This window comes from Rhodococcus sp. T7 (assembly GCF_009872365.1).
Lineage (GTDB): Bacteria > Actinomycetota > Actinomycetes > Mycobacteriales > Mycobacteriaceae > Rhodococcus_F.
Genome location: NZ_WXYH01000220.1, coordinates 49,628 through 70,403 on the forward strand (window position 1 = coordinate 49,628; position 20,776 = coordinate 70,403).

General features: G+C 70.1%; 18 protein-coding genes. 13 read left to right on the top strand and 5 right to left on the bottom strand.

Annotated features, from left to right (window positions below; genetic code table 11):
• Positions 1 to 24: 24 nt before the first annotated feature.
• Both MLGJGCBP_RS20170 and MLGJGCBP_RS20175 read right to left on the bottom strand, forming a co-directional pair.
• Positions 25 to 1,137: an amidohydrolase family protein gene (locus tag MLGJGCBP_RS20170; RefSeq protein ID WP_160097719.1), complete on the bottom strand. Its 1,113-nt coding sequence runs from the start codon at positions 1,135 to 1,137 to the stop codon at positions 25 to 27.
• Positions 1,134 to 1,610, bottom strand: a complete 477-nt coding sequence (locus MLGJGCBP_RS20175) for a Rieske (2Fe-2S) protein (protein ID WP_236581218.1) — start codon at positions 1,608 to 1,610, stop codon at positions 1,134 to 1,136. The genes MLGJGCBP_RS20170 and MLGJGCBP_RS20175 overlap by 4 nt, the downstream gene beginning before the upstream one ends.
• Positions 1,611 to 1,702: 92 nt before the next feature.
• On the opposite strand from MLGJGCBP_RS20175, the gene MLGJGCBP_RS20180 reads away from it, so the two are divergent.
• A complete protein-coding gene (locus MLGJGCBP_RS20180; protein WP_160097720.1) occupies positions 1,703 to 4,126 on the top strand; it encodes a CoA transferase in 2,424 nt (807 codons plus the stop codon).
• 15 nt (positions 4,127 to 4,141) lie between these two features.
• On the opposite strand, the gene MLGJGCBP_RS20185 is transcribed toward MLGJGCBP_RS20180, so the two are convergent.
• Both MLGJGCBP_RS20185 and MLGJGCBP_RS20190 read right to left on the bottom strand, forming a co-directional pair.
• Positions 4,142 to 5,434, bottom strand: coding sequence for an ABC transporter substrate-binding protein (locus tag MLGJGCBP_RS20185; RefSeq protein WP_143543060.1), 1,293 nt, complete (start codon positions 5,432 to 5,434; stop codon positions 4,142 to 4,144).
• Between the two features lie 132 nt (positions 5,435 to 5,566).
• Complete coding sequence (locus tag MLGJGCBP_RS20190) at positions 5,567 to 6,736, bottom strand: amidohydrolase family protein (RefSeq protein ID WP_160097721.1); 1,170 nt, start codon at positions 6,734 to 6,736, stop codon at positions 5,567 to 5,569.
• Positions 6,737 to 6,838: 102 nt separating this feature from the next.
• Here MLGJGCBP_RS20190 and MLGJGCBP_RS20195 point away from each other — a divergent pair, with 102 nt between their 5' ends.
• The 9 genes from MLGJGCBP_RS20195 (at position 6,839) to MLGJGCBP_RS20235 (ending at position 14,553) form a co-directional block, all read left to right on the top strand.
• Entirely contained in the window at positions 6,839 to 7,333 is a 495-nt protein-coding gene (locus MLGJGCBP_RS20195; protein ID WP_160097722.1) for a VOC family protein, read from the top strand.
• A 100-nt stretch (positions 7,334 to 7,433) separates the two neighbouring features.
• The gene (locus tag MLGJGCBP_RS20200; protein WP_160097723.1) at positions 7,434 to 7,934 is read left to right on the top strand and encodes a nuclear transport factor 2 family protein; all 501 of its coding nucleotides are present in this window, start codon (positions 7,434 to 7,436) and stop codon (positions 7,932 to 7,934) included.
• Positions 7,931 to 9,175: a CaiB/BaiF CoA transferase family protein gene (locus tag MLGJGCBP_RS20205; RefSeq protein WP_160097724.1), complete on the top strand. Its 1,245-nt coding sequence runs from the start codon at positions 7,931 to 7,933 to the stop codon at positions 9,173 to 9,175. The genes MLGJGCBP_RS20200 and MLGJGCBP_RS20205 overlap by 4 nt, the downstream gene beginning before the upstream one ends.
• A complete protein-coding gene (locus tag MLGJGCBP_RS20210) occupies positions 9,175 to 10,032 on the top strand; it encodes an enoyl-CoA hydratase-related protein (protein ID WP_201453142.1) in 858 nt (285 codons plus the stop codon). The genes MLGJGCBP_RS20205 and MLGJGCBP_RS20210 overlap by 1 nt, the downstream gene beginning before the upstream one ends.
• On the top strand, positions 10,029 to 10,577 hold the full coding sequence (locus MLGJGCBP_RS20215) for a VOC family protein (RefSeq protein ID WP_160097725.1): 549 nt from the start codon (positions 10,029 to 10,031) through the stop codon (positions 10,575 to 10,577). The genes MLGJGCBP_RS20210 and MLGJGCBP_RS20215 overlap by 4 nt, the downstream gene beginning before the upstream one ends.
• Positions 10,574 to 12,397 carry an NAD(P)/FAD-dependent oxidoreductase gene (locus tag MLGJGCBP_RS20220; RefSeq protein WP_160097726.1) on the top strand — a complete coding sequence of 608 codons (1,824 nt, stop codon included), beginning with the start codon at positions 10,574 to 10,576 and terminating at the stop codon, positions 12,395 to 12,397. Before MLGJGCBP_RS20215 ends, MLGJGCBP_RS20220 begins: the two co-directional genes overlap by 4 nt.
• Positions 12,398 to 12,451: 54 nt before the next feature.
• Positions 12,452 to 13,591 carry an NAD-dependent epimerase/dehydratase family protein gene (locus MLGJGCBP_RS20225; protein ID WP_160097727.1) on the top strand — a complete coding sequence of 380 codons (1,140 nt, stop codon included), beginning with the start codon at positions 12,452 to 12,454 and terminating at the stop codon, positions 13,589 to 13,591.
• On the top strand, positions 13,588 to 14,082 hold the full coding sequence (locus MLGJGCBP_RS20230) for an FAS1-like dehydratase domain-containing protein (protein ID WP_236581219.1): 495 nt from the start codon (positions 13,588 to 13,590) through the stop codon (positions 14,080 to 14,082). Before MLGJGCBP_RS20225 ends, MLGJGCBP_RS20230 begins: the two co-directional genes overlap by 4 nt.
• A 15-nt stretch (positions 14,083 to 14,097) precedes the next feature.
• Entirely contained in the window at positions 14,098 to 14,553 is a 456-nt protein-coding gene (locus tag MLGJGCBP_RS20235; protein ID WP_160097728.1) for a MaoC family dehydratase, read from the top strand.
• On the opposite strand, the gene MLGJGCBP_RS20240 is transcribed toward MLGJGCBP_RS20235, so the two are convergent.
• Entirely contained in the window at positions 14,544 to 16,853 is a 2,310-nt protein-coding gene (locus MLGJGCBP_RS20240; protein WP_160097729.1) for a CaiB/BaiF CoA-transferase family protein, read from the bottom strand. The genes MLGJGCBP_RS20235 and MLGJGCBP_RS20240 overlap by 10 nt on opposite strands.
• A gap of 70 nt (positions 16,854 to 16,923) precedes the next feature.
• Between MLGJGCBP_RS20240 and MLGJGCBP_RS20245 the strand changes: the two genes are divergently transcribed.
• The 3 genes from MLGJGCBP_RS20245 to MLGJGCBP_RS20255 all read left to right on the top strand — a co-directional run bounded on the left by MLGJGCBP_RS20245 (position 16,924) and on the right by MLGJGCBP_RS20255 (position 20,729).
• On the top strand, positions 16,924 to 18,381 hold the full coding sequence (locus tag MLGJGCBP_RS20245; RefSeq protein ID WP_201453143.1) for an aldehyde dehydrogenase family protein: 1,458 nt from the start codon (positions 16,924 to 16,926) through the stop codon (positions 18,379 to 18,381).
• A 49-nt stretch (positions 18,382 to 18,430) separates the two neighbouring features.
• A complete protein-coding gene (locus tag MLGJGCBP_RS20250; protein ID WP_160097730.1) occupies positions 18,431 to 18,901 on the top strand; it encodes a MarR family winged helix-turn-helix transcriptional regulator in 471 nt (156 codons plus the stop codon).
• A gap of 103 nt (positions 18,902 to 19,004) precedes the next feature.
• Entirely contained in the window at positions 19,005 to 20,729 is a 1,725-nt protein-coding gene (locus MLGJGCBP_RS20255; protein ID WP_160097731.1) for an N-acyl-D-amino-acid deacylase family protein, read from the top strand.
• Positions 20,730 to 20,776: the final 47 nt, after the last annotated feature.

Here is a 20,776-nt window from a genome sequence, read left to right on the forward strand (position 1 = left end):
GTACGGGGCCCGCCGATCGCCGTCTCAGAGGCGATACCAGGACCGGGCGTTCTCTGCCATGGTCTTGGCCCGCATCGACTCCGGCATCGCGCTCAGCAACTGGGCCAGGTCGTCGTCGTGCGCGTGCGGATAGTCGGTGGCGAACATCAGCAGGTCCTCGCTGCGCAGCCACCCGATCGCCTTCTCCAGCAACGGGGCCGGCCCGGCCTCGGTGGGTGCGGTGGAGAAGCGGAAGTGCCTGCGCACCAAATCGAACGGCGGCTCGGTCAGCCACGGCACCTCGCGACGGAGCCCCTTCCAGTCCTTGTTCATCCGCCAGCCCCATGCGGGCAGCCACAGGAACCCGCCTTCGAGGACGGAGACGCGCAGGTCTGGGACGACCTGGAAGAGGCCCTCGGCGACCATGCTGGTGATCTGGCTGCCGAAGGCCTGCCACTCGGCGGCGTATTCCTCGATGAAGTACGACGGATAGCCCGTGGTCGACGGCACGCCGTCGGCGGTGCCCCCGTAGTGCAGTCCGGCGACCAGGCCGTGCTCGGCCAGCGCCTCGAAGACCGGGAAGAACATCCGCCGGCCCCACAGGGCGTCGGTGCGCACCGGCAGGAGCACCTGCACGATTCCCGGGTGCGAGCCGACCCGCTCGATCTCCCTGATCATGGAGGCCGGGTCGCGGGCGGGCAGCACCATCGAGGCACGCAGCCGGGAGTCCTTGTTCAGCCACTCCTCGATCAGCCAGTCGTTGACGGCGCCTGCCATTGCGTTGTGCCAATCGGGCTGGCGGATGCTGTCGATGCCGTAGTAGCAGTTGAGGATTGCGCGATCGACGTCCCACGGATCGAGGACGTGCCGGCGCAGCAGGTCCACGTCCGAGGCCGGCGTGCGGCCGTCGGCGGGCCGCCACTGCGGCCTGCAGGTGCGCGGCGAGTTCGGCGGGTAGTGCGACAGCGGACCCTGCGGCTGCTTCCAGTTCCGCTCGGTGCACCAGTCGACCCACTGCTGAGCGAGGTAGGGGAAGAGCGTCTCGGCGCTCGGCACCTGGGCGTGCACATCGACGTCGATGACGCTGCCGGTCCACAGCGTCTCGCGGCCCGCGCGGTCGACGACGGGCTCGATCAGGGGAGTGGTCAGGGTGGTCATGCAGTCTCCTGCTTCTCGGTGCGGGCCGCCTGGGCGCGCTGCGGGCGGAGATCGACGACGAGGTAGTCGTCCTCGACCTGGACGCCGACCGTCTCGGCCCGGAGCGGTCCGGGCTGCATCCCGGCGATGGTCGCGCCGCTCTCGACGTCGACCTTGTAGGGCCGCCCGCGCATCCCCACCGGGTCGAAGTAGGACTGGCCGGTGGTCACGTCGAACTCCCAGCCGTGCCACGGGCAGACCAGGAAGGTCTGCTCGGTGTCGTAGTGGTACTCGCCCGGGACGGCCGCCGTCACCCGTGGCAGGAACCGCCCCGCGCAGAGGTCGGCGCCGCGGTGCGGGCATCGGTTGAGCAGGCCGTAGTAGCGGCCCTTGACGTTGAAGATCGCGATCGAGCGGCCGCCCGCCTCGACGGCCATCTTCTCCCCGTCGGCGAGATCGGCCGCCTTACCGACGACGTACCTTCTGGTGCTCACCTGACCTCCTGACTTACTCCGTCGAATTCGGATCTTGTTTTGTTTCTATTGTGCAGAAATGATGTAGCTATGTATATAGAGGGCGTGGCCCGATGACAACCGGTGCACTGAGCGGGTTGCGCGTCCTGGATCTCGGCCATTACCTGGCCGGTCCCATGCTGGCGATGTTCCTCGGCGACAACGGCGCCGACGTGATCCACATCGACCCTCCGGACGGCCCGCGGTGGGACTCGCCGGCGAACGCTGCGCTGTATCGCAACAAACGGCAGCTCCACCTCGATCTCCACGACCCGGCGGCCGTCGCCCGTGCGGCAGCGCTGGCCGAGTCCGCCGACGTCGTGGTCGACAACTTCCGCCCCGGGGTCCTGAAGCGACTGGGCCTGGACCCGGCGGCCATCCGCGAGCGCGCACCGCAGCTGGTGTGGTGCTCGCTCCCGGGCTTCCCCCGCGACGATCCTCGGGCCGAGCTGCCCGGCTGGGACGGCCTGCTCGCCGCGGCGACCGGCCTGTACCCGGCGCGGCACGGTGAGGTCGACGGTGACCCCGTCTTCAGCGCGCTCCCGATGGCTTCGACCTTCGCGGCCTTCATGGCGTCGCATCGGGTGGCCGGCGCACTGCTCACCCGCGCCTCCACCGGCCGGGGTGCGTGGATCGAGGTCTCGCTCTACGAGGCGGCCTTCCAGGCGGTGGGCTCCTACGCCGAGGTCCCCGTCTCCCGCAAGACCGACAACCCGATCTACGCGCGCCTGCACCGGATGCTCCAGACCGCGCGGGCGGCCGACGGGACCCACCTCTACTTCGACACGCCGCTGCGCGGCCTGCAGCGGTTCCTCGACCGGTTCCTTCCGCAGTACCGGCTCGTCGATCTCGACGACTCCACCTGCGAGCAGATGGTGCGGGACCTGGTGGAGCTGATCGGCACCCGGTCCGGCCGGGACTGGGAACGCATCTGCCAGGAAGAGCTCCAGGGTGCCTTCGGGCTGTGCCAGAGCACCCGGGCGTGGCTCGCCGACGACCATGCGCGCGCCAGTCGGTCGGTCATCGAGGTCGCCGACCCCGTGCTCGGTGCGACGGTCCAGCCGGGATTCCCGGTGCTGCTCTCGGAGAGTCGGCCCCAGCTGTGCCGGGGCCGTTCCGCGCGGCCCGACGGCGCCGGCCCGGAGGCGGACATCGACTGGATCGGGGAGGGGTTCTCCTGGTCGAGCGACAGGCGGTTGCGTCACGACCTCGCCCTGGACGGTGTTCGGGTGCTCGACTGCGCCAGTCTGCTCGCCGGACCGACGAGTACGCGTGTGCTGGCGCAGTACGGCGCCGACGTGCTCAAGGTCGACAGTCCGGCGGTGACCGCGAGCCGCGCCGACCCGCTGACCGACGACCGGTCCGCCTTCAACGGCCATCGCACGGTCAGTAGTGGCAAGCGGATGGCGTTTCTCGACCTGAAGGACGAGAGGATCCAGGGACTGCTGCCGGATCTGATCGGCGCGATGGACATCGTCCATCACAACTTCACGCCGGCCGCGGCCGAACGGCTCGGTCTCGGCGCCGAGCGGGTTCGCGAACTGAATCCGGCCGCGATCTACTCCACGATGTCGCTGCACTCCCACGGCGGCTCCCGGGCCGACTACCGGGGTCACGAGCCGCTCGCGCAGATGGTGACCGGCATGGGCGTCCGCGCCGGTGGTGAGGGCCCACCGCGGATGCTCGGCGTCGTGGTCAACGACCATGCGGCCGGGCACCTGAACGCCTTCGGCATCATGCTCGCGCTCCTGGACCGGCTGCGCACCGGTGCGGGGCAGCAGGTCAACGCGTCGCTGTCGCGGACCGCCACGCTGCATCAGCTGCCGTTCGCGATCGGGTACGACGGCAGGTCGTGGGACGAGCCGAGTGGGCCCGAGGCCACGGGCCGCCATGCGCTGGACCGGCTCTACCGTGCCCGAGACGGCTGGTTCTACCTGGCCGCAGGGTCGGACGGGCGGGACCTGCTCGCACAGGTCGACGGGCTCGAGGATTCGGTCGCGGTGCCGGACGGACAACTCGGCGCGTGGCTGGTGCCACGCTTCGCTGCGCGCAGCGTCGCCGAGGCGGTGGCCGAGCTGCGCGCCGCCGGGATCGGCGCGCATCGCTACGTGCCGGTGATCGACCTCGTCGAGGACCCGATCGCGCTTCGGCGCGGGCTGCTGGCTGTCGTCGACCATCCGGGCATCGGGCGCGCGTTCGGGATCGGGCATCCGGTCTTCGGGGCATTCGAGGACTCGGCGCGTCCGTTCCTGACCGCCCGGCGACCCGGCCTGGACACCGTCGACGTACTGGAGGAGCTGGGCGCCGGTCGCCTGCTGGACGACCTGATCGGATCGGGAGCGGTCGCCGTGGGCGAGAACCCGGTGGTGAACGTCACCGACACTCCCGGCTACTGGTCGAGTGGCTCGATCGAGTCCTACACCACCCCGGCGCGACTGGCCCGAACGATCGAGGTGATCAGATCTGGTCAGCCGCGCCGGATTCGTCGCGCGCCGTAGATATTTCGTCGAGCGTCAGCTGCCGACGCTGTTCCCGCAGGTGCTCGCCAGGTCTCCGGTCGCGCCGTTGCCGGACTTCGCGGGCTCGATGCTCGTCGGCTCGTCGTCGCCGGCGTCGAACTTCAGGAACCAGCTGCACTCGACGGGCCGCGAGGGCTCGCCCTTGGCGTAGGTGACCGGCTGGGCGAGGAGGCCGCCGAGCGTCTCGTCCTTCACCTGGTACATCGCGTCCATCACCGTGGCGCGGTCGATCGTCGCGGGCTTCGCGTCGTCGAGGGCCTTCTTCAGGAGCTCGAAGGACGACCAGATCGCCGTCGCGTTGCCGGACTGCCAGGCACCGTCGGGGGAGTACTTCGCCATCGCGTCGCGGTACGTCGCCACGGCGGGATCGTCGGCCCACCAGGGGAAGCCCTCGGTGCTGCCGTAGGACTTGAAGCCGCTGACCTTGCCGAAGGCGCTCTGGTCGAACCCGGAGTTCGCGGTCAGGAAGGTGCCGGAGTACCCCTGCCGGAGGCAGTCCGTGGCGAAGCGGGTGCCGGTCGTGTAGCCGGCGTACATCGCGATGCCGTCGGTGCCCTTGCCTGCGAACGACAGGCAGGGGGCGGTGTAGTCGGAGGCGCTCGCGGAGATCAGCTGGGTGCCGACCGGGGCGACGCCGAGCGTCTCGGCGTAGGCCGAGCCCTTGTTGCTGTTCTCCTGACAGTTCGCCACCTCGGAGCAGACCGCCCACCCGAGCTTCTCGGTGCCTGCGGCCTTCGCGACGTCGGCGAACACCCGCGCCGCGTACTCGGCACCGGACACGTCCTGGAAGAGCCCCGGCACGGTGGTCCACGGCACGTTCGTGGCGCCGTTCGCGCTGATGACCGCGACATCGGTATTGCTGAATGTGTCCGTCATCGCCGACTCGGCGACCAGATCGGTCATGAAGACGGCGTCGACGTCGGAGTCGCCCATGAAGCCCTTCACGACCGACGTCGCGCCCGGCACGGTGTTCTTGGTGTCCGTCACCGTGATCTCGACGGGATGACCGAGGATGCCGCCGTGCGCGTTGGTGTACTCCTGCCATGCGTGGGCGACGGCCTTGCCGCCGAGTCCGTTGCTGGCCTGCGCCCCCGACATCGAGGCGGCGTATCCGATCTCGATCGGGGTCCCGCTCAGGGCGGCCGCCGGGCTGTCGCCGCCGCCGGCCGTCTGCTCGGAGCCCGACGTGTTGTCGGCGCCGCAGCCGGCGAGTGTCACCGTCGCCAGTGCCGCCAGAGCGCCGGCGACCCGCGCTGTTCTCCTTCGACCGTTCACCTTTACTGTCACGCTTCTCCTCGCGTTCCATCCGGCCTCACCACCCGCGGTGCGGCACCGAGGGCAGCCTAGGCCCGCTATCCAGCTATGTCCATGTTAGTAGAATTACTACAAATAGATTGCAGGAACAGAGTTGTGCCGAGGTCAGACCGCGAGGCCCCGGCCGGGAAGCAGCGGAATGCCGTACAGCTCGCCGGCCACGCCGCCCAGGACGGCCGCCCGGCGCTCGACACTCAGGTTGCGCGGCAGCGCCGCCGGCTCGTCGAAGTCCCAGTGCGGGTAGTCCGAGGAGTACATCAGCTTCTCGCCCAGGCCCGAGGCCAGGAATGCGTCGTAGAGCTCGTCGAGGTGGGCGTGGTCCTCCGGCTCCTCCATCGGCTGGGTGGTGAAGTAGAAGTGGTCGCGGAGATACTCCGAGGGCGCCTTGGCCAGGTGCGCGACCTCGCCGCCCATCGTGCGGGCCACGGCGTCCAGGCGCCACGACAGCGGCAGCGCCCACGACCAGCCGAGCTCCACCAGGACGATCGCGAGATTCGGGAAGCGGTCGAAAACGCCCTCGAAGATGAAGCTGGCCACCATCGGGAAGTTGAACGCCGCGTAGTCGCAGTGCTCCTCGTAGTAGTAGCTCGGCGAGCCCGACGGGGTGACCCGGTTTCCGGTCATCACGTGGAAGGTCACCGGCAGCCCGTAGTGCTCGCAGGCCTCGTAGATCGGCCAGTACGACGGGTGGCCCGGCGGGCGCAGGTTGTCCGGCGCGAGCATGATCTGCTTCATCCGGTCTCCGTACTGCCGGTCCTGCTCCTTCCAGAACTCGATCTCCCGCACGGCCAGCTCAGGCAGCTCGTAGGGCAGGTTGATCGAGGCGTACCAGCGCGGGTCCCGGGCCAGCCAGTTGTCGCACCGGTGCTCGTTGAGCGCCCGGCAGTACGCCGCCGAGAAGCCGGTCGGCTGCCCCTTCATTCCCGCGGAAGAGAAGGCGCCCAGGTCGTTGAGCAGGCCTGCGCTGATCTGGTAGGTGTCGAGCAGCTGTTCGGCGGCGAAGAGCGGGTCGCTCCCCGGCGCGCCACCGCCGGGAGGCTCGGTGTCCCAGCGCTGGCCGTACTCCCGCGGCCGTGGCCGGTCGCCACCGGCCCAGCCGCCGCGGGCGACACCCACCTCGGCGACATGCCGCTGCCAACGCTGTGGCAGGTACGAGAGGACGCCGGCACCGCGCTGCTGGTGCTCGCGAATCTTGAGCGGGTGGACGTCGCAGTCGATGATCCCGAGCGTGCGCCCGGTCTCCGCGGTGCCGAGATCGGGCAGCGTGGCAGTCAAGGGTCCTCCTGGGACGGGCGGTCGCGCTGAGGCGCCCGGCCGGCTAAGTGATGAGTCTATGGTGATCATGTTATCCACGTCACTTGTCGAAAGGGAACCCTCATGAAGCTCTCCTCCCACATCGCCATCGGGGTCAGCGACCTTGAACGCTCGTTGGCGTTCTACCGCGACGCGCTCGGGATGACGGTGATCCGCGACGCGACCAACGAGCCACCGGCGGACTCGCTCTACGGGCCCGAGGTGGGCTCGACCCGGCGTCGTGAGGTGATGCTGAGGTTCGGCGGCAACGACGGGGAGGGATACGGCGACCGGCTCTTCCTGGCGATCTCGCAGTCCGAGGAACTGGCCGGAAATTCGCCGCTCCACCTGGGCCAGATCGGCATTCACCACATCGGGTTCTGGGTCGACGACATCCCGGCGCTGGCGACGCGGCTGCGCTCGGCCGGCTACGAGCCGATCTCGGTCAAGGACACCACCGGAGTCGGATACGGCGAGAGCGCCGACCAGCCGATGCGGGCGATGTTCGTCAAGGACCCCGACGGCACGATCCTGCAGTTCGACGAGCGCGTGGGCGTCGCGGCCGACGGCTGCTGCTGAGACGCTGCGGGACTTCCGCAAGCGTGTTGCAATGATGTCGCGTAAGTATGATGCTGTGATGTACAGTGCGTGCGGGGGCGACTTGAAGGGATGATGCACCGTGGAGGACCGGCTGGCAGTGCTGGAGGCTCGGCTGCGCGAGCTCGAGGACGAGCGGGAGATCCGTGAGCTGCTCGCCCGATACGGCTATTACGCCGATGCTCCGCTCGACGAGGAGTACTTCGCGCTCTTCACCGACGACTGCGTCATGGACGTCTCCGCCGGACGCGGGGAAGATCCCTACGAGGTGGTCCGGTGGGAGGGGCTCGCCGCGATGCGCGAGTTCCTCTCGGTGCGGACCGCCGCCCACGACAACGGCTTCTACGGCCGCAGCATGCATGTGCAGGGCAACAACCTGGCGATCAAGGTGACCGGTGACGACGCCGCGGCCAACGGCTACTCGTTCATCTTTCACCAGGACGGCCCCACCCTGAAGCTGCTCAGCGCCTCGATCAACGAGTGGGCGTTCCGGCGCGAGGCCGGCCGCTGGCGGATCCAGATGCGCAAGCGCCGGATGCCCGGGGCACCCGACGCCGCCGAAGTGCTGAGGGCAGCGGAGTGACCGGGGCCCTGGACGGCGTGCGGGTCATCGACCTCTCGCGCGTCCTTGCGGGCCCGTACTGCACCCAGATGCTGGCCGACCACGGTGCGGAGGTGGTCAAGGTCGAGCCCGTCGCCGGTGACCTGACCCGCACGTGGGGGCCGGCGCGTCCCGACGGCGTGAGTTCCTACTACGTGGGGCTCAACCGCAACAAGCAGCACCTGAGCGCCGATCTCTCGGCGCCCGACGGCCGCGCGCTCGTGCTGCGGCTGCTCGAGGGCGCCGACGTTCTGGTGGAGAACTTCAAGCCCGGCGTGATGGATCGCTGGGGACTGGACGCGGCAGCGCTCCTGGAGCGGTTTCCCCGGTTGGTCTACTGCCGGATCACCGCGTTCGGGACCGACGGCCCGATGGCCGGTCTGCCCGGATACGACGCGGTGATCCAGGCGCACACCGGGATCATGCACCTCAACGGCGAGCCCGACGGCGGCCCGATGCGGGTGCCGATGCCGATCACCGATCTCACCGCCGGCCTGCTCGCCGTTTCCGGCGTGCTGCTGGCGCTCCACGAACGCACCGCGTCCGGCCGTGGCCAGCTCGTCGAGCTGACCCTGGCCGACGGCGCGGTGAGCCTGCTGCACCCCGTCGCGGCGAACTACTTCATGACGGGCGAATCCCCGCGCCGCCTCGGCAGCGGCCACCCGAACATCGCCCCCTGCGAGGTGTTCGACTCGCCGGCGGGCGAGGTGTACGTCGCGGCAGGCTCCGACCGGCAGTTCGCGTTGCTCGCGGACTTCCTGGGGGAGCCGGGCCTGGCCACCGACCCGCGCTACCGAACGAACGCCGACAGGCTGGCGAACCGGCACGACCTCAACGCGGACCTGGCTGCCCTGGTCTCCGGACTCGACCCGGGCGCCGACATCGCACGCGAAATGATCGCCAAGGGCGTGCCGGCGAGCGTGGTGCGCCCGGTCGAGGACGTACTCGACGACCCGTACCTGACCGAACACGGCATGGTGACCGAGGCAGGCGGCGTCCGGATGCTCGGCGTTCCGGTGCGGCTGGCGCGGACACCCGGAGCGGTGCGCACCCCACCACGAGCGCAGGGCGCCGACACCCGCGCCGTGCTGGCGGCCGCCGGCGTGACCGCCGACCGGATCGAGGACCTGATCGACCGTGGGGTCGTCGTGACCACCGACGGCCCCACCCCCTTCCAGCCCGACACCGGGCAGAGCCATGAGCACAGATTCGAGGAGAACTAGTGGAGTTCGAGAACATCCTGTACGGCGTGGAGGACCGGATCGCGACGATCACCCTCAACCGGCCGGAGAAGCGCAATGCGCTCAGCCCCGCGCTGCGGCGCGAGGTGGTGGCGGCACTCAAGGCCGCCGAGGCCGACGACGAGGTCACCCTCATCCTGATCCAGGGTGCGGGTGAGGCGTTCTGCGCCGGCTACGACATGAACAGCTACGCCGGCGGCCAGGCCAACCCGGAGCGGCCGGACGGGTGGAACCACTCCGAGCTCTTCGAATCCTGGACCGGACAGTTCCCGCGCAGTTGCCTGCGCGACTGGATGACCATCTGGGACCTGCTCAAGCCGGTGGTCGCCAAGGTGCACGGCTACGCGCTGGCCGGCGGCTCGGAGCTGATGTCGATGTGCGACATCGTCTTCGCCGCCGACGACTGCGTGATGGGCTACCCGCCCACCCGGGCGCAGTCCACCCCCGACATCGAGTACTTCCCCTGGAAGATGTCGATGGCGCAGGCGAAGTACATGCAGCTGGGCGGTCATTCGGTGACCGGGCAGCGTGCCGCGGAGATGGGCTGGATCGCCAAGAGTTACCCGGCCGCGGAGCTCGACGAACAGGTCATGCGCGAGCTGCGCCCGATGGCCAAGCTGCACCCGGCGATGCTCTCGGCCAACAAGATCGCGCTCAACCAGACCTACGAGGCGATGGGCTTCCGGTCCGCGCTGCAGTCGTCGGTCCCGTGGTACGTGCTCGCCCAGGGCTTCCGGCCCGGTTCGGGCGAGTTCAAGACCAGGGCGGCCCGCGACGGGCTCAAGTCGGCGCTGCAATGGCGTGACGGTGACTTCAAGGAAGAGGGGTTCGTGCTGTGACGACGGCCGAGGAGAATCGCGCCCCGGCGGACACCAGGATCGCCGTCGGGAGCCTGAACCACGTCGCGCTCGGCGTCCGTGACCTCGAGGCCTCCGTGCGGTTCTACGTCGAAGGGCTGGGCATGCGCCAGACCCTGACGAAGGAAACCAGCGACCTGACGCCGTCGCTCATGCGGCTGCCGGCCCACGCCAAGGCGACCACTGTCTTCGTGCAGGGAGCCTCGCGGGTCGGCCAGATCGAGCTCGCGCAGTGGAACCTGCCGGAGAACGACGAAGGCCGGCCCAAGCGACCGGGCGACATCGGCATGGGCCAGCTGTCCTTCCCGGTCGACCCCGACCACATCGGCGCCCTCCACGCCCGGCTGGTCGCGATGGGCTACGAGGTCTACTCCGAGCCCACCACCAGCCTCATCAAGAACTACGGTCCGGTGACGCTCTTCCTCTGCGAGGACCCGGACGGCAACCAGGTGGAGCTGATCGCGCTGCCCTCGGCCGAGACGGTGCGGGAGTTCCGCGCTCAGGCCGGAAAGGACGAGACCCGATGACCCAGCTCGACGACACACCGGTCCTGACCGGGCTGGAGCCCGACCACCGGACGGTGGTGCAGGAGTGGCTCGACGACATGAACCGCGCGCTTGCCGGTGCCGATCGGACCGGCGTACGTGCGCTGCTCTCCGCCGACCCCTGGTGGCGCGACATCTACGCCCTCAGCTGGGACCTGGTCGCACTGCACGGCGCCGACGACATCGTCGACGCGCTCACGAGCGCGCTGGAGGACACCGGCTTCGGCGGTCTCCGGCTCGACGAGTCCTGGCCGGTTTCGTTCAACGGGGCCTACATCGAGGCGATCTACCACTTCGAGACCCGGGTCTCGACCGGCCGTGGCGTGGTCCGCCTGGTGCAGGAGGACGACGGTGCGTGGCGGTCCTGGGTCGTTTCCACCAGCCTCGAGGCGCTGCGCGACTTCCCCGCGCCGGTGGTCTCGATCGACGACGCCGCCAAGGACGAGCACAATTCGCCGTCGGTGCCGGGCGCCCGCCGATCCCTGGACGAGGTCCGGGCCGAGCGCAGCGAGTACCGCTCCGTAGACCCCAGCGTCCTCATCATCGGTGCCGGACACTCCGGCCTGTTCCTGGCCGCCCGGCTGGGACAGCTCGGCGTCTCCACGCTGCTCGTCGACCGCCACGCACGCGCCGGCGACAACTGGCGGCTGCGCTACAACGGGCTGCTGCTGCACGACACGAAATGGGCAACCCAGTTCCCCTACCTGTCCTATCCGAGCACCTGGCCGCTCTTCACGCCGAAGGAGAAGCTCGCCGACTGGATGGAGTCCTACGTCACCCTGATGGACCTCGATCTGTGGACCAGCACGAACGTCCACAGCGCCACGTACGACGAGGCGCACGGACACTGGACCGTCGAGCTCGACCACGGCGGCGAGCGGCGCACCCTCCACCCGCAGCACCTGGTCTTCGCCACCGGCCGCGAGACGATCGCGCACCAGCCCGTGGTGGAGGGCATGGAGAAGTTCACCGGAACCGTCGTTCACTCCAGCACGCACCTGGGCGGCGAGGCACTGCGGGGCAAGAAGGTCGTGGTGGTCGGAGCCGGCGCGAGCGCGCACGACATCGCCCAGGACGCCTACGAGCACGAGGCCGCCTCGGTCACGATGGTCCAGCGCAGTCCCGTTCTGGTCTTCTCCCAGCGGCACGGCCTGAAGAATCTCTTCGGCGCCTACTACGGCGAGGACGGTCCGGAGACGAGTACCGCCGACCTCCTCGCCAGCGCGAACCCGCTCGCGCTCAGCACCGGGCTGGCGCCGGTCGTGACCCGCAGGATCGCCGAACTCGACGCCGAGATGCTGGCAGGTCTGGAGGCGGCGGGTTTCCGCACCACCCTCGGACCGGGCGACGCGGGTCAGACCTACCTGACCACGCGCGGGGGCGGTGCGGTGTACATCGACAAGGGCAACTGCGCGCTGATCATCAACGGCGAGATCCGGATCCAGCCGGGCGAGATCGAGCGGTTCACCGCGAACGGCGTGGTCTACCGCGACGGAACCGAGGAGGCCGCCGACGTGGTCGTCTTCTGCACCGGCTTCCGCAACATGCGCGAGGTGGCACGCCCGATCGTCGGGGACGAGGTGGCAGACGCGCTGGCAACGGTCTGGAACGTCGACGACCGCGGCGAACTCCGGACGACGCTGCGCCACTCCGGCCACCAGAAGCTCTGGTTCATGGCCAACGGCCTCCGCCTGGCACGGTTCTTCTCCCAGCACGTCGCGCTGCTCATCAAGGCGATGAACGAGGGTCTGATCGACCCGAGCATCAACGTCGAGAAGAAGAAGCAGGAGCACGCCGGCTGAAGCCGGCTACCGAGGGACCGAAACGGCGCCGCCGACCGACGAAGGGATCGCCGCATGAGTCAACCCCGAGCGCTGCTGGTCGGCGGCAGCGGTCCGACCGGCCCGCACGTGGCCGCCGGGCTCGCCGAGCGTGGCTACGCCGTCACCCTCTTGCACCGTGGCACGCACGAGCTGCCGGAGCTGGATGCGTACGAGCACATCCACGCCGACCCGCACTTCCGTGAGTCGCTGGACGAGGCGCTCGCCGGGCGCTCGTACGACGTCGTGGTCGCCGCGTACGGCCGGCTCCGGGTGGTGGCCGACTCCGTCGCGGGGCACTGCGGATCCCTGGTCGCCGTCAGTGGGTTGCCCGCCTACGCCGGCTACCACGAGCCGGGACGTCTTGCACCACAAGGGATGCCGGTCCAGGCCCGGGAGGACGCCGCCGACGTCGGACGGGCGACGCGCCCCGAGGACATCGCGACGGAGGGCGGCGGCGAGGCGTTCTCCCGAAAGATCCGCGCGGCGGAGCAGCACGTGCTCGATTTGCACGAGCACGCTGCCTTCTCCGCCTCGATCTTCCGCTATCCCTCGATCTACGGACCGCGCCAGGTCTACCCGCGGGAGTGGTCGGTGGCTCGGCGGGTCCTCGACGGCCGTGACCGAATCATTTTGGCCGACAACGGACTTACCGTCACGATGCGCTGTGCCGCGGTGAACGCCGCGGCCTACCTACTTGCGGCCGTCGACCGGCCGGACGCCGCGGCCGGTGAGATCTTCAACATCGGCGACCGCGACCAGTTCTCGATGCGTCAGTGGGTCGAGATCTGCGCGGCGGCGGCCGGAGGTGCGCTGCACCCCGTCTCGCTGCCTTTCGACCTGGCGGGCCCCGGCCGTGGTCTCTACCCGCTCTCCCACGACGATCATCTGCTGGTCGACGTGCACAAGGCCGCGGATCTGCTGGGCTACGTCGAGCCGAAGCCGGCCGTGGTGGCGTTGACCGAGACGGTGCGCTGGTACGTCGAGCATCCGCCGGTCGAGGGGGCTGCCGATGCGCTGGCCGACCGCTTCGACTACGCGGAGGAGGACCGCGTCGTCGAGGCGTACCGTCGCGCGACGGCGGCACTGCGCGCCGAGCAGCCGCCGGCCACGAGGGTCGTGCACCCCTACGCCCACCCCACGGTCGCCGGGCAGCGCGACCACCGCGACCGATGAGCCTGGTCAGCGAGCAGATGCGGGCCTCGCTGGGCGCCGTGGCCGACTGGCGGGTGTCGTTCCCCGTCGCTGCCTCCGACATCCGGCGGTGGGCGATCGCCGTCTACTACCCCGATCCGCCGCCGGCGCGCTTCGTCGTCCCCGGCGGCGGCCTGCTGGTGGCGCCCGAGGAGTTCAATCCCTTCGCCTGGATCGTGGCCGACCGGATGGTGCCCGCGGTGGCGCCGTTGCAGCGCGACACCGACCGGCTGGAGAAGGCGATCGGCATCGCCGGCCCCGGACTGCGCCACCAGATCAACGGAGGCAGCGAGGTCGTCTACGGCGCCCCGATACGCGCGGGCGACGTGATCCGCTCCGAGACCCGCCTGCACTCCTACCGCGAGAAGGCCGGACGGATGGGGCCGATGCTGGTCACGGTCACCGAGGTGGAGTGGACCAACCAGGACGGCGCTCGCGTCAAGCTCGGCCACGACACCTCGATTCGCTACTGACCCGGAGGAGCCACGATGAGCGCGAGAATTGAGGTGCGGGTCGGCGACGTGATCGCAGCCGGTCCGCGCCGCACCGGATACCCCGAGTGGAACCGCTTCGCGGCCGTCAACGACGAGTTCGTGCCGATCCACATGGACGACGACGAGGGTCGCAGGGCCGGCTACCCCGGTGCCATCGCGATGGGCCGGTTGCAGTGGTCCTACGCCCACCGGATGTTGCGCGAGTGGCAGCCCGGGGCTCGGGTGGTCGCGCTGGCCCTGCAGTTCCGCGGACCGACGCTGCGCGGCGCGCTCTTCGACGTCAAGGCCCGGGTCACCGAGGTGCGCGAGGAGGCAGGGGACCGCGTGGTCGACCTCGCACTGTGGATCGAGGACGAGGCGGGCACCGTACTCGCGCCCGGTACGGCGACCGTCGCGGTGCCCGCCAGGCGCCGCGACGGTCGCGCGTCGGCGGCCGAGGATCAGCGGTAGCCCACGCCCACGACCGAGTGCATCGGCTCGCCCACGACGACCACGCCGGCGCCGATCAGCTCCTCGATCTCCGCACCCGACAGTCCCGCCTCGCCGAGCAGCTCGCGACTGAACTCGCCGTGACCGGTCGCCCGCATGACCGGGTACGGCGCATGCCCGCTGAAGGTGACCAGGCGGTGGGGAAGGAAGGTCGAGTTGCCGTCCGGCCAGACCAGCTCGGTGACGTGGCCGTCGGCCAGCAGCTCGGGGTCGTTCACCACCTCGCGGAAGTCACGTGCACGGACCGCGGCGCCGCCGGCCCGGGTCACGGCCGCCACCACGTCGGCCGAGGTGAGCGCGCTGATCGCCGTCCCGATGAGTTCGGCGAGCGCGTCCGCACCCTCCTCGGCGCCGGAGACCTCCGGCAGCAGCCCTGCGTCGACCGCCTGTGCCGCCGAGTGCAGGTGCACCCTGACCCAGCCGTCCGCGCACGGGTAGAACCGGGACAGCGGTCCGGGCCCGGGGAAGTCCCGGCCACCGGTCTCGGCGGGCGGCCTGCCGGCGTAGCGGACCAGCTCACCGCTCTGCATGAACGTGGCGGCGACGGCCAGCGAAGAGGTGACGTGCTGCCCGCCGCGGCCGGCGGCACGCTGATAGAGCGCCGCGCAGGTGCCGAGCGCGGCCAGGCACGCGACCGTCACGTCGTTGATCGCCAGCGTGGAGAAGACCGGCTCGGCGCTGCCGCCCTGGGCCTTCATGATCCCGGTCAGCGCCTGGACCACCGGGTCGTAACCGGGCTGACTGCCGAGCGGACCGTCGGCGCCGTACCCCGTGATCGAGGTGGTGACGATGTCGGGCCGGCACTCGGCGAGCGTCGCGTGGTCGATGTGCAGGCGCTCGAGGACGCCCGGTCGGTAGTTGTCGAGCACGACGTCACTGGCCGCCACGAGCCGCAGGAAGGCGTCGTATCCCTGCGGATCGCGCAGGTTTATGCCGAGCCCGCGCTGGCCACGGGCGATGCCGTAGCCACGCACCCGCAGCTCGTCGCCGGTCACCGTCTCCACCTTCGCCACGTCCGCGCCGAGCGCGGCGAGCAGCATTCCGGCGTACGGCCCGGCCAGCACCGTGCCGAGATCGGCGACCTTGATGCCGGCCAGGGGACCGGTTCCGGTGGGCAGCGCGTCCAGTGGCGCGGGGAGGTCGGCGCGCGGCTCGGCCCAATCGGCGTCGTCGGCGAAGATCCGCGCCCGGTGCTCGCGAAGCCCACCGCGGGACAGCTCGGCGCCGACCCCGCCGGTCACTGCGTCGCCGACGAGCGGGTCCCCGAGCTCGACGCGCTGACCCAGCGCGGCGACCTGCGGATGGTCGAGCCAGTCGTCGCGGTCGCCCACGGGACTGACCGGGCACCCGGCGGCGGTGAGCTCCTCGAGCCACGCGGCGCGGGTACGGCGCGCGAACGCCTCGGCCAGTCGCGCGCGCACCCAGTCCCTGTTGCGGGGGGCGTAGAGCCGCTCGCGCACACCGTCGATCCGCGGGTCGACGATGATGCCGGGGGTGCCGAGGTGCTCGAACGCGATGTCCTGGAACTTCGAGCCCAGCGCGCCCAGGAAAAGCCACTCGCCGTCGGCGCAGCGGTAGGTCCCGAACGTCGGGTTGGGGCCGCCGGGGCCGACGGTGGTCGCCGGGAGCGGCTCGGTGGGGCTGACCAGCATGGTGGTGATCGTGGTGACCATCGAGCCGTGCAGCGGGTCCACCACCACCCGCTGGCCGCGGCCGGTGCGGATCTTCTCGACCAGCGCGGCGATGCCACAGGTGGCGCCCCAGGCGCCCTGCATGGAGGACAGGAAGGGGTAGACCTCGTCGACCGGCCCGCCGCTGAACGAGGTCTGCCGCCGTGCTGCGCCGAAGTCGGCGGAGACCATCCGGTCGCGGGTGTAGGGGTCGAGTCCGTCCTGCTCGTCGTGCCACAACGGCAGGTGCAGGTGGACCAGGCCGGTCGGAGGCTCGTCGTCCAGGTCGAGGCCCAGTGCGGCCGCCGTGCGGGCGTCGGTGGTGAGCACCAGGTCGGCGTCCGCAACCAGGGCCGAGCCTCGCTCACGCGGGACGATCGTCTTGTTGCGATGCCAGGCCACGGCCCCGGGCAGGTCCGCGTCCGAGGGATCGTCGAGCCGGATGACCTCGGCGCCGTAGTCGCCGAGCGCCATCCCGGCCAGCGGGCCCGCCACGCCCCGGCTCGCGTCGAGCACTCGCACGCCGTCCAGCGCCGGACGCTCCGAGGTCATCTGGGTCGTGTCGTCCACGGTCAGCCTCTCGATCTTCATAATAGTTCTGCTAACTATTTGCAATCTACATCACTAGTAATGGACGCGGTGAAATAGTTGTGTTCAAGACATGGTTGAATCGAAGTATCCCGACACGTCCCAGGAGGCGCACATGGTCCGCGAGCTGAACCACTGGATCGACGGCAAGAGCGTTCCGCGAGGAGATCAGGAGGCGCTGACCGTCTCCGGCCCCTTCGACCGCAGCCCGATCGCCCGGGTCGCTCTCGGCAGCCGCGACCACGTCGACCTGGCCGTGGACGCCGCACGTCGTGCCGCCGGCGCGTGGGCGGATCGAGCACCGGTCGAGCGTGGCCGGCTGCTGGCGGCGGTCGCGCGTGCGCTGCGCGAGCGGGCCCAGGAGTTCGTCGACGTCGAGGTCGAGGAGACGGGCAAGCTCGTCGCCGAGATGCGCGGCGGCCTCCAGGTCGCCGCCGACTACTTCGAGTACTACGGCGGCGTGGTCCGGGCACTGTTCGGGGAGACGATCAACCTCGGCGCAGGCGACCACGCGTTCACCAGCCGCGAGCCGTACGGCGTGGTGGCCGTGATCACCCCGTGGAACGGGCCGCTGACCCAGGCGGCCCGCGGCCTGGCGGCCGCACTGGCCGCCGGCAACACCGTGGTGATCAAGCCCTCGGAGTTCACCTCCGGCACCACCGTGATGCTGGCGCAGCTCTGCGAGGAGATGGGCGTCCCGGCCGGCGTGGTCAACGTGGTGCTGGGCGCCGGGCCGGAGGTCGGCGGCACTCTGGTCGAGCACCCGTCGGTGCGACTGGTTGCGTTCACCGGCTCGGTCGTCACCGGCAGGCGGGTGGCCGAGAGCGCTGCCCGACGGCTGATCCCGACGATCCTGGAGCTGGGCGGCAAGTCCGCCAACGTGGTCTTCGCGGACGCCGACCTGGATCGGGTCGTCGACAGCGCGCTGACCATCTGCACCGGCGCGGGTCAGCAGTGCGCGGCGCTGAGCAGGCTGCTGGTCCAGGAGGAGGTCCACGACGCACTGCTCGAGCGCGTGGCGGCACAGATGCGGGCCAGGGTCCCGGGGGAGCGGCTGGCGCCGATGACCACGGAGGCGCAGTTCGAGAAGGTGATCGAGTACTTCGACGTCGCCGCGCAGGACGGCGCTCGTCTGGTGACCGGGGGGCATGCAGCGGGCGGCGCGCAGGCCGCGGGACGCTACGTGGAGCCGACGGTGTACGCCGACGTGACGCCCGAGATGCGGATCTTCCAGGAGGAGGTCTTCGGCCCGGTCCTCGCCGTGAGTCGCTTCGCGACCGAGGGGGAGGCGATCGAGCTGGCCAACGACTCCGAGTACGGCCTGGTGGCCGGTGTCTGGACCGGTGACTCCGCCCGCGCACTGCGGGTGGCCTCGCGGCTCGAAGCCGGCCAGGTGATCGTCAACGGCGGTCGCACCGGGATCGAGACGCCGTTCGGCGGCTACAAGGCGAGCGGGCTGGGGCGCGAGAAGGGCTTCGAGTCGCTGCTGCACTACACGCAGCTGAAGACCACTGTCGTCTCGACCCGGTGAGTGGTGGTTCCCGCACGGACACCGCGCAGCGGTGTGCTATCCATGCGCCATGTCTCGTGACCAGGACCTGACCAGCGTGGACGAGCTGCTGCTGCGGCTCGTCCGCTCGGTACGGCGACCGTCGTACCGCCGGCGCATCCTCGACGGCGTCTCCCACATCCCGGGGACCGAAGCGCTCCGCGTGCTTCGCGCTGTCGAGCTGCGTGAGCAGCGCGGGCTGCGGCCCTCCATCAGCGACGTGGCCGATGATCTCGAGATCGAGCAGTCGAGCGCCAGTCGTGCGGTCAACGCTGCCGTCGAGCGCGACCTGGTGGTCCGGGCCCCCGACGCCGACGATCTGCGTCGGGCCGTGCTCCGGCTCACCGAGGCCGGACGAGGTGCGCTGAGCACGGCCACCGCGAACCGGATGGCGCTGATCGAGGAGATCACCGCCGACTGGCCGGCCGCGGACCTGCACGACCTGGCCCGGCTGCTGGAGCGGTTCGTGGCGCGCTACGAGACGGTCGAGCCGCCGCTCTGATCGACCGGTCCTCCAGCTCTATCGTGTTGCAAATGATTTACATGCAGCCTACATGCATCTAGAGTTCCATCATTACTCCATAGCAGAACGGCAGGGAGAAGTGATGAGCACAGCTGAGTACGACCTCGTGATCCGCGGTGGTGAGGTGCACGATGGCACCGGTGCCGAGGGAAGAGTTGCCGACATCGCGGTCAAGGACGGCGTCATCGCCGTCGTCGGCGAGGTCGCCGGACGTGGTGCCGAGGAGATCGACGCGACCGGTCGAATCGTGACGCCGGGCTTCGTCGACATCCACACCCATTACGACGGGCAGGCGGTCTGGGACGACGCCACCGCCCCCTCGTCGCACCACGGCGTGACGACAGTGGTGATGGGCAACTGCGGCGTCGGCTTCGCGCCGTGCAAGCCGGAGCACCGCGACGGGCTGATCGAGCTGATGGAGGGCGTCGAGGACATCCCGGCACCCGTCATGCACCAGGGTCTGACCTGGACGTGGGAGACCTTCGCGGAATACCTCGACGTTCTGGAGCGCACCCCGCGCGACATCGACATCTGTGCCCTGGTGCCGCACGCGCCGGTACGCGTTCATGTGATGGGAGAGCGGGCGTTCAGGCTGCTGCCTGCGCTGCCCGAGGACGTCGAGCAGATGCGGGTCATCGTCGCCGACGCGATCCGCGCCGGCGCGTGGGGTGTGTCGACCAGTCGCTCCACGGCGCACAAGAGCATCGCCGGGGACTACACCCCGACGCTCCTCGCCCGCGAACGTGAGATCGTCGGCCTGGCGATGGGCATGGCCGACGCGGGCCGTGGTCTCTTCGAGTTCGTCGCCGAGGTGCAGGACCCCGACGTGATCGGCGAGTTCGAGATGGTCCGCCGCGCGCTGAAGAAGTCGGGTCTGCCGGGCGTCTACAGCCTGGTGCAGAGCGGTCAGACCGCGGATGCGAATCAGGACCTGTGGCGTGACCTGCTGAAGTACTCCGGATCGGCGAAGGACGACGGCGTCGACCTGCGCCCGGTCGTCGCGCCGCGAGCGGTCGGCCTGCTGATGGGGCTGGAGGGAAGCCAGAACCCGTTCTCCGCCACGCCGAGCTACCGCGCGATCGCCGACCTTCCGCTGGCGGAGCGAGTGGCGCGGATGCGCGATCCCGAGGTGCGCCGCAAGATCCTCTCGGAGGACCCGTACGCCGAGAGCGCCTGGCCGTTACTGCAGTTCCTTTCCTACGGCAGGATGTACCGCTTCGAGAACCCGCCCAACTACACCCCCGACGCCGCAAACTCGCTGCAGGCGATCGCTGACCGCGAGGGGCGTCCGGTGCCGGAGGTGGTCTACGACGTCCTCCTCGAAGACGAGGGGATGGGCTTCATCCACGTCCCGTTCGCCAACTACGCCAGCGGTGACCTGCGGGTCTGCCAGGAGATGCTGGAAGACCCCAACTCGATCATGGGCCTGGGCGACGGTGGCGCGCATGTCGGCTTCATCCTCGATGCCGGCTTCCAGACCTGGATGCTGACCTATTGGGTCAAGGAGTGCGGGGTGATGGCGCTGCCGGAGGCGATCCGCCGGATGACGTCCGACACCGCGGACGTGATGGGCCTGGCCGACCGCGGCCGGATCCGCGAGGGACTGCGGGCCGACCTCAACGTGATCGACCTCGGCCGGCTCACGTTCGGCTCGCCGTACATCGCCCACGACCTGCCCACCGGCGGCAAGCGGCTGATGCAGAAGGCGGTCGGTTACGAGCACACGATCGTCGCGGGCCAGACCGTCTACCGCGACGGCGAGGACACCGGGGCCCGGCCGGGACGGCTCGTCCGCTCCGGCCGCTGACGGCGCTTCGCCGGGCCGGCCACGGGGTCTGCTCATCAGGATGTCGA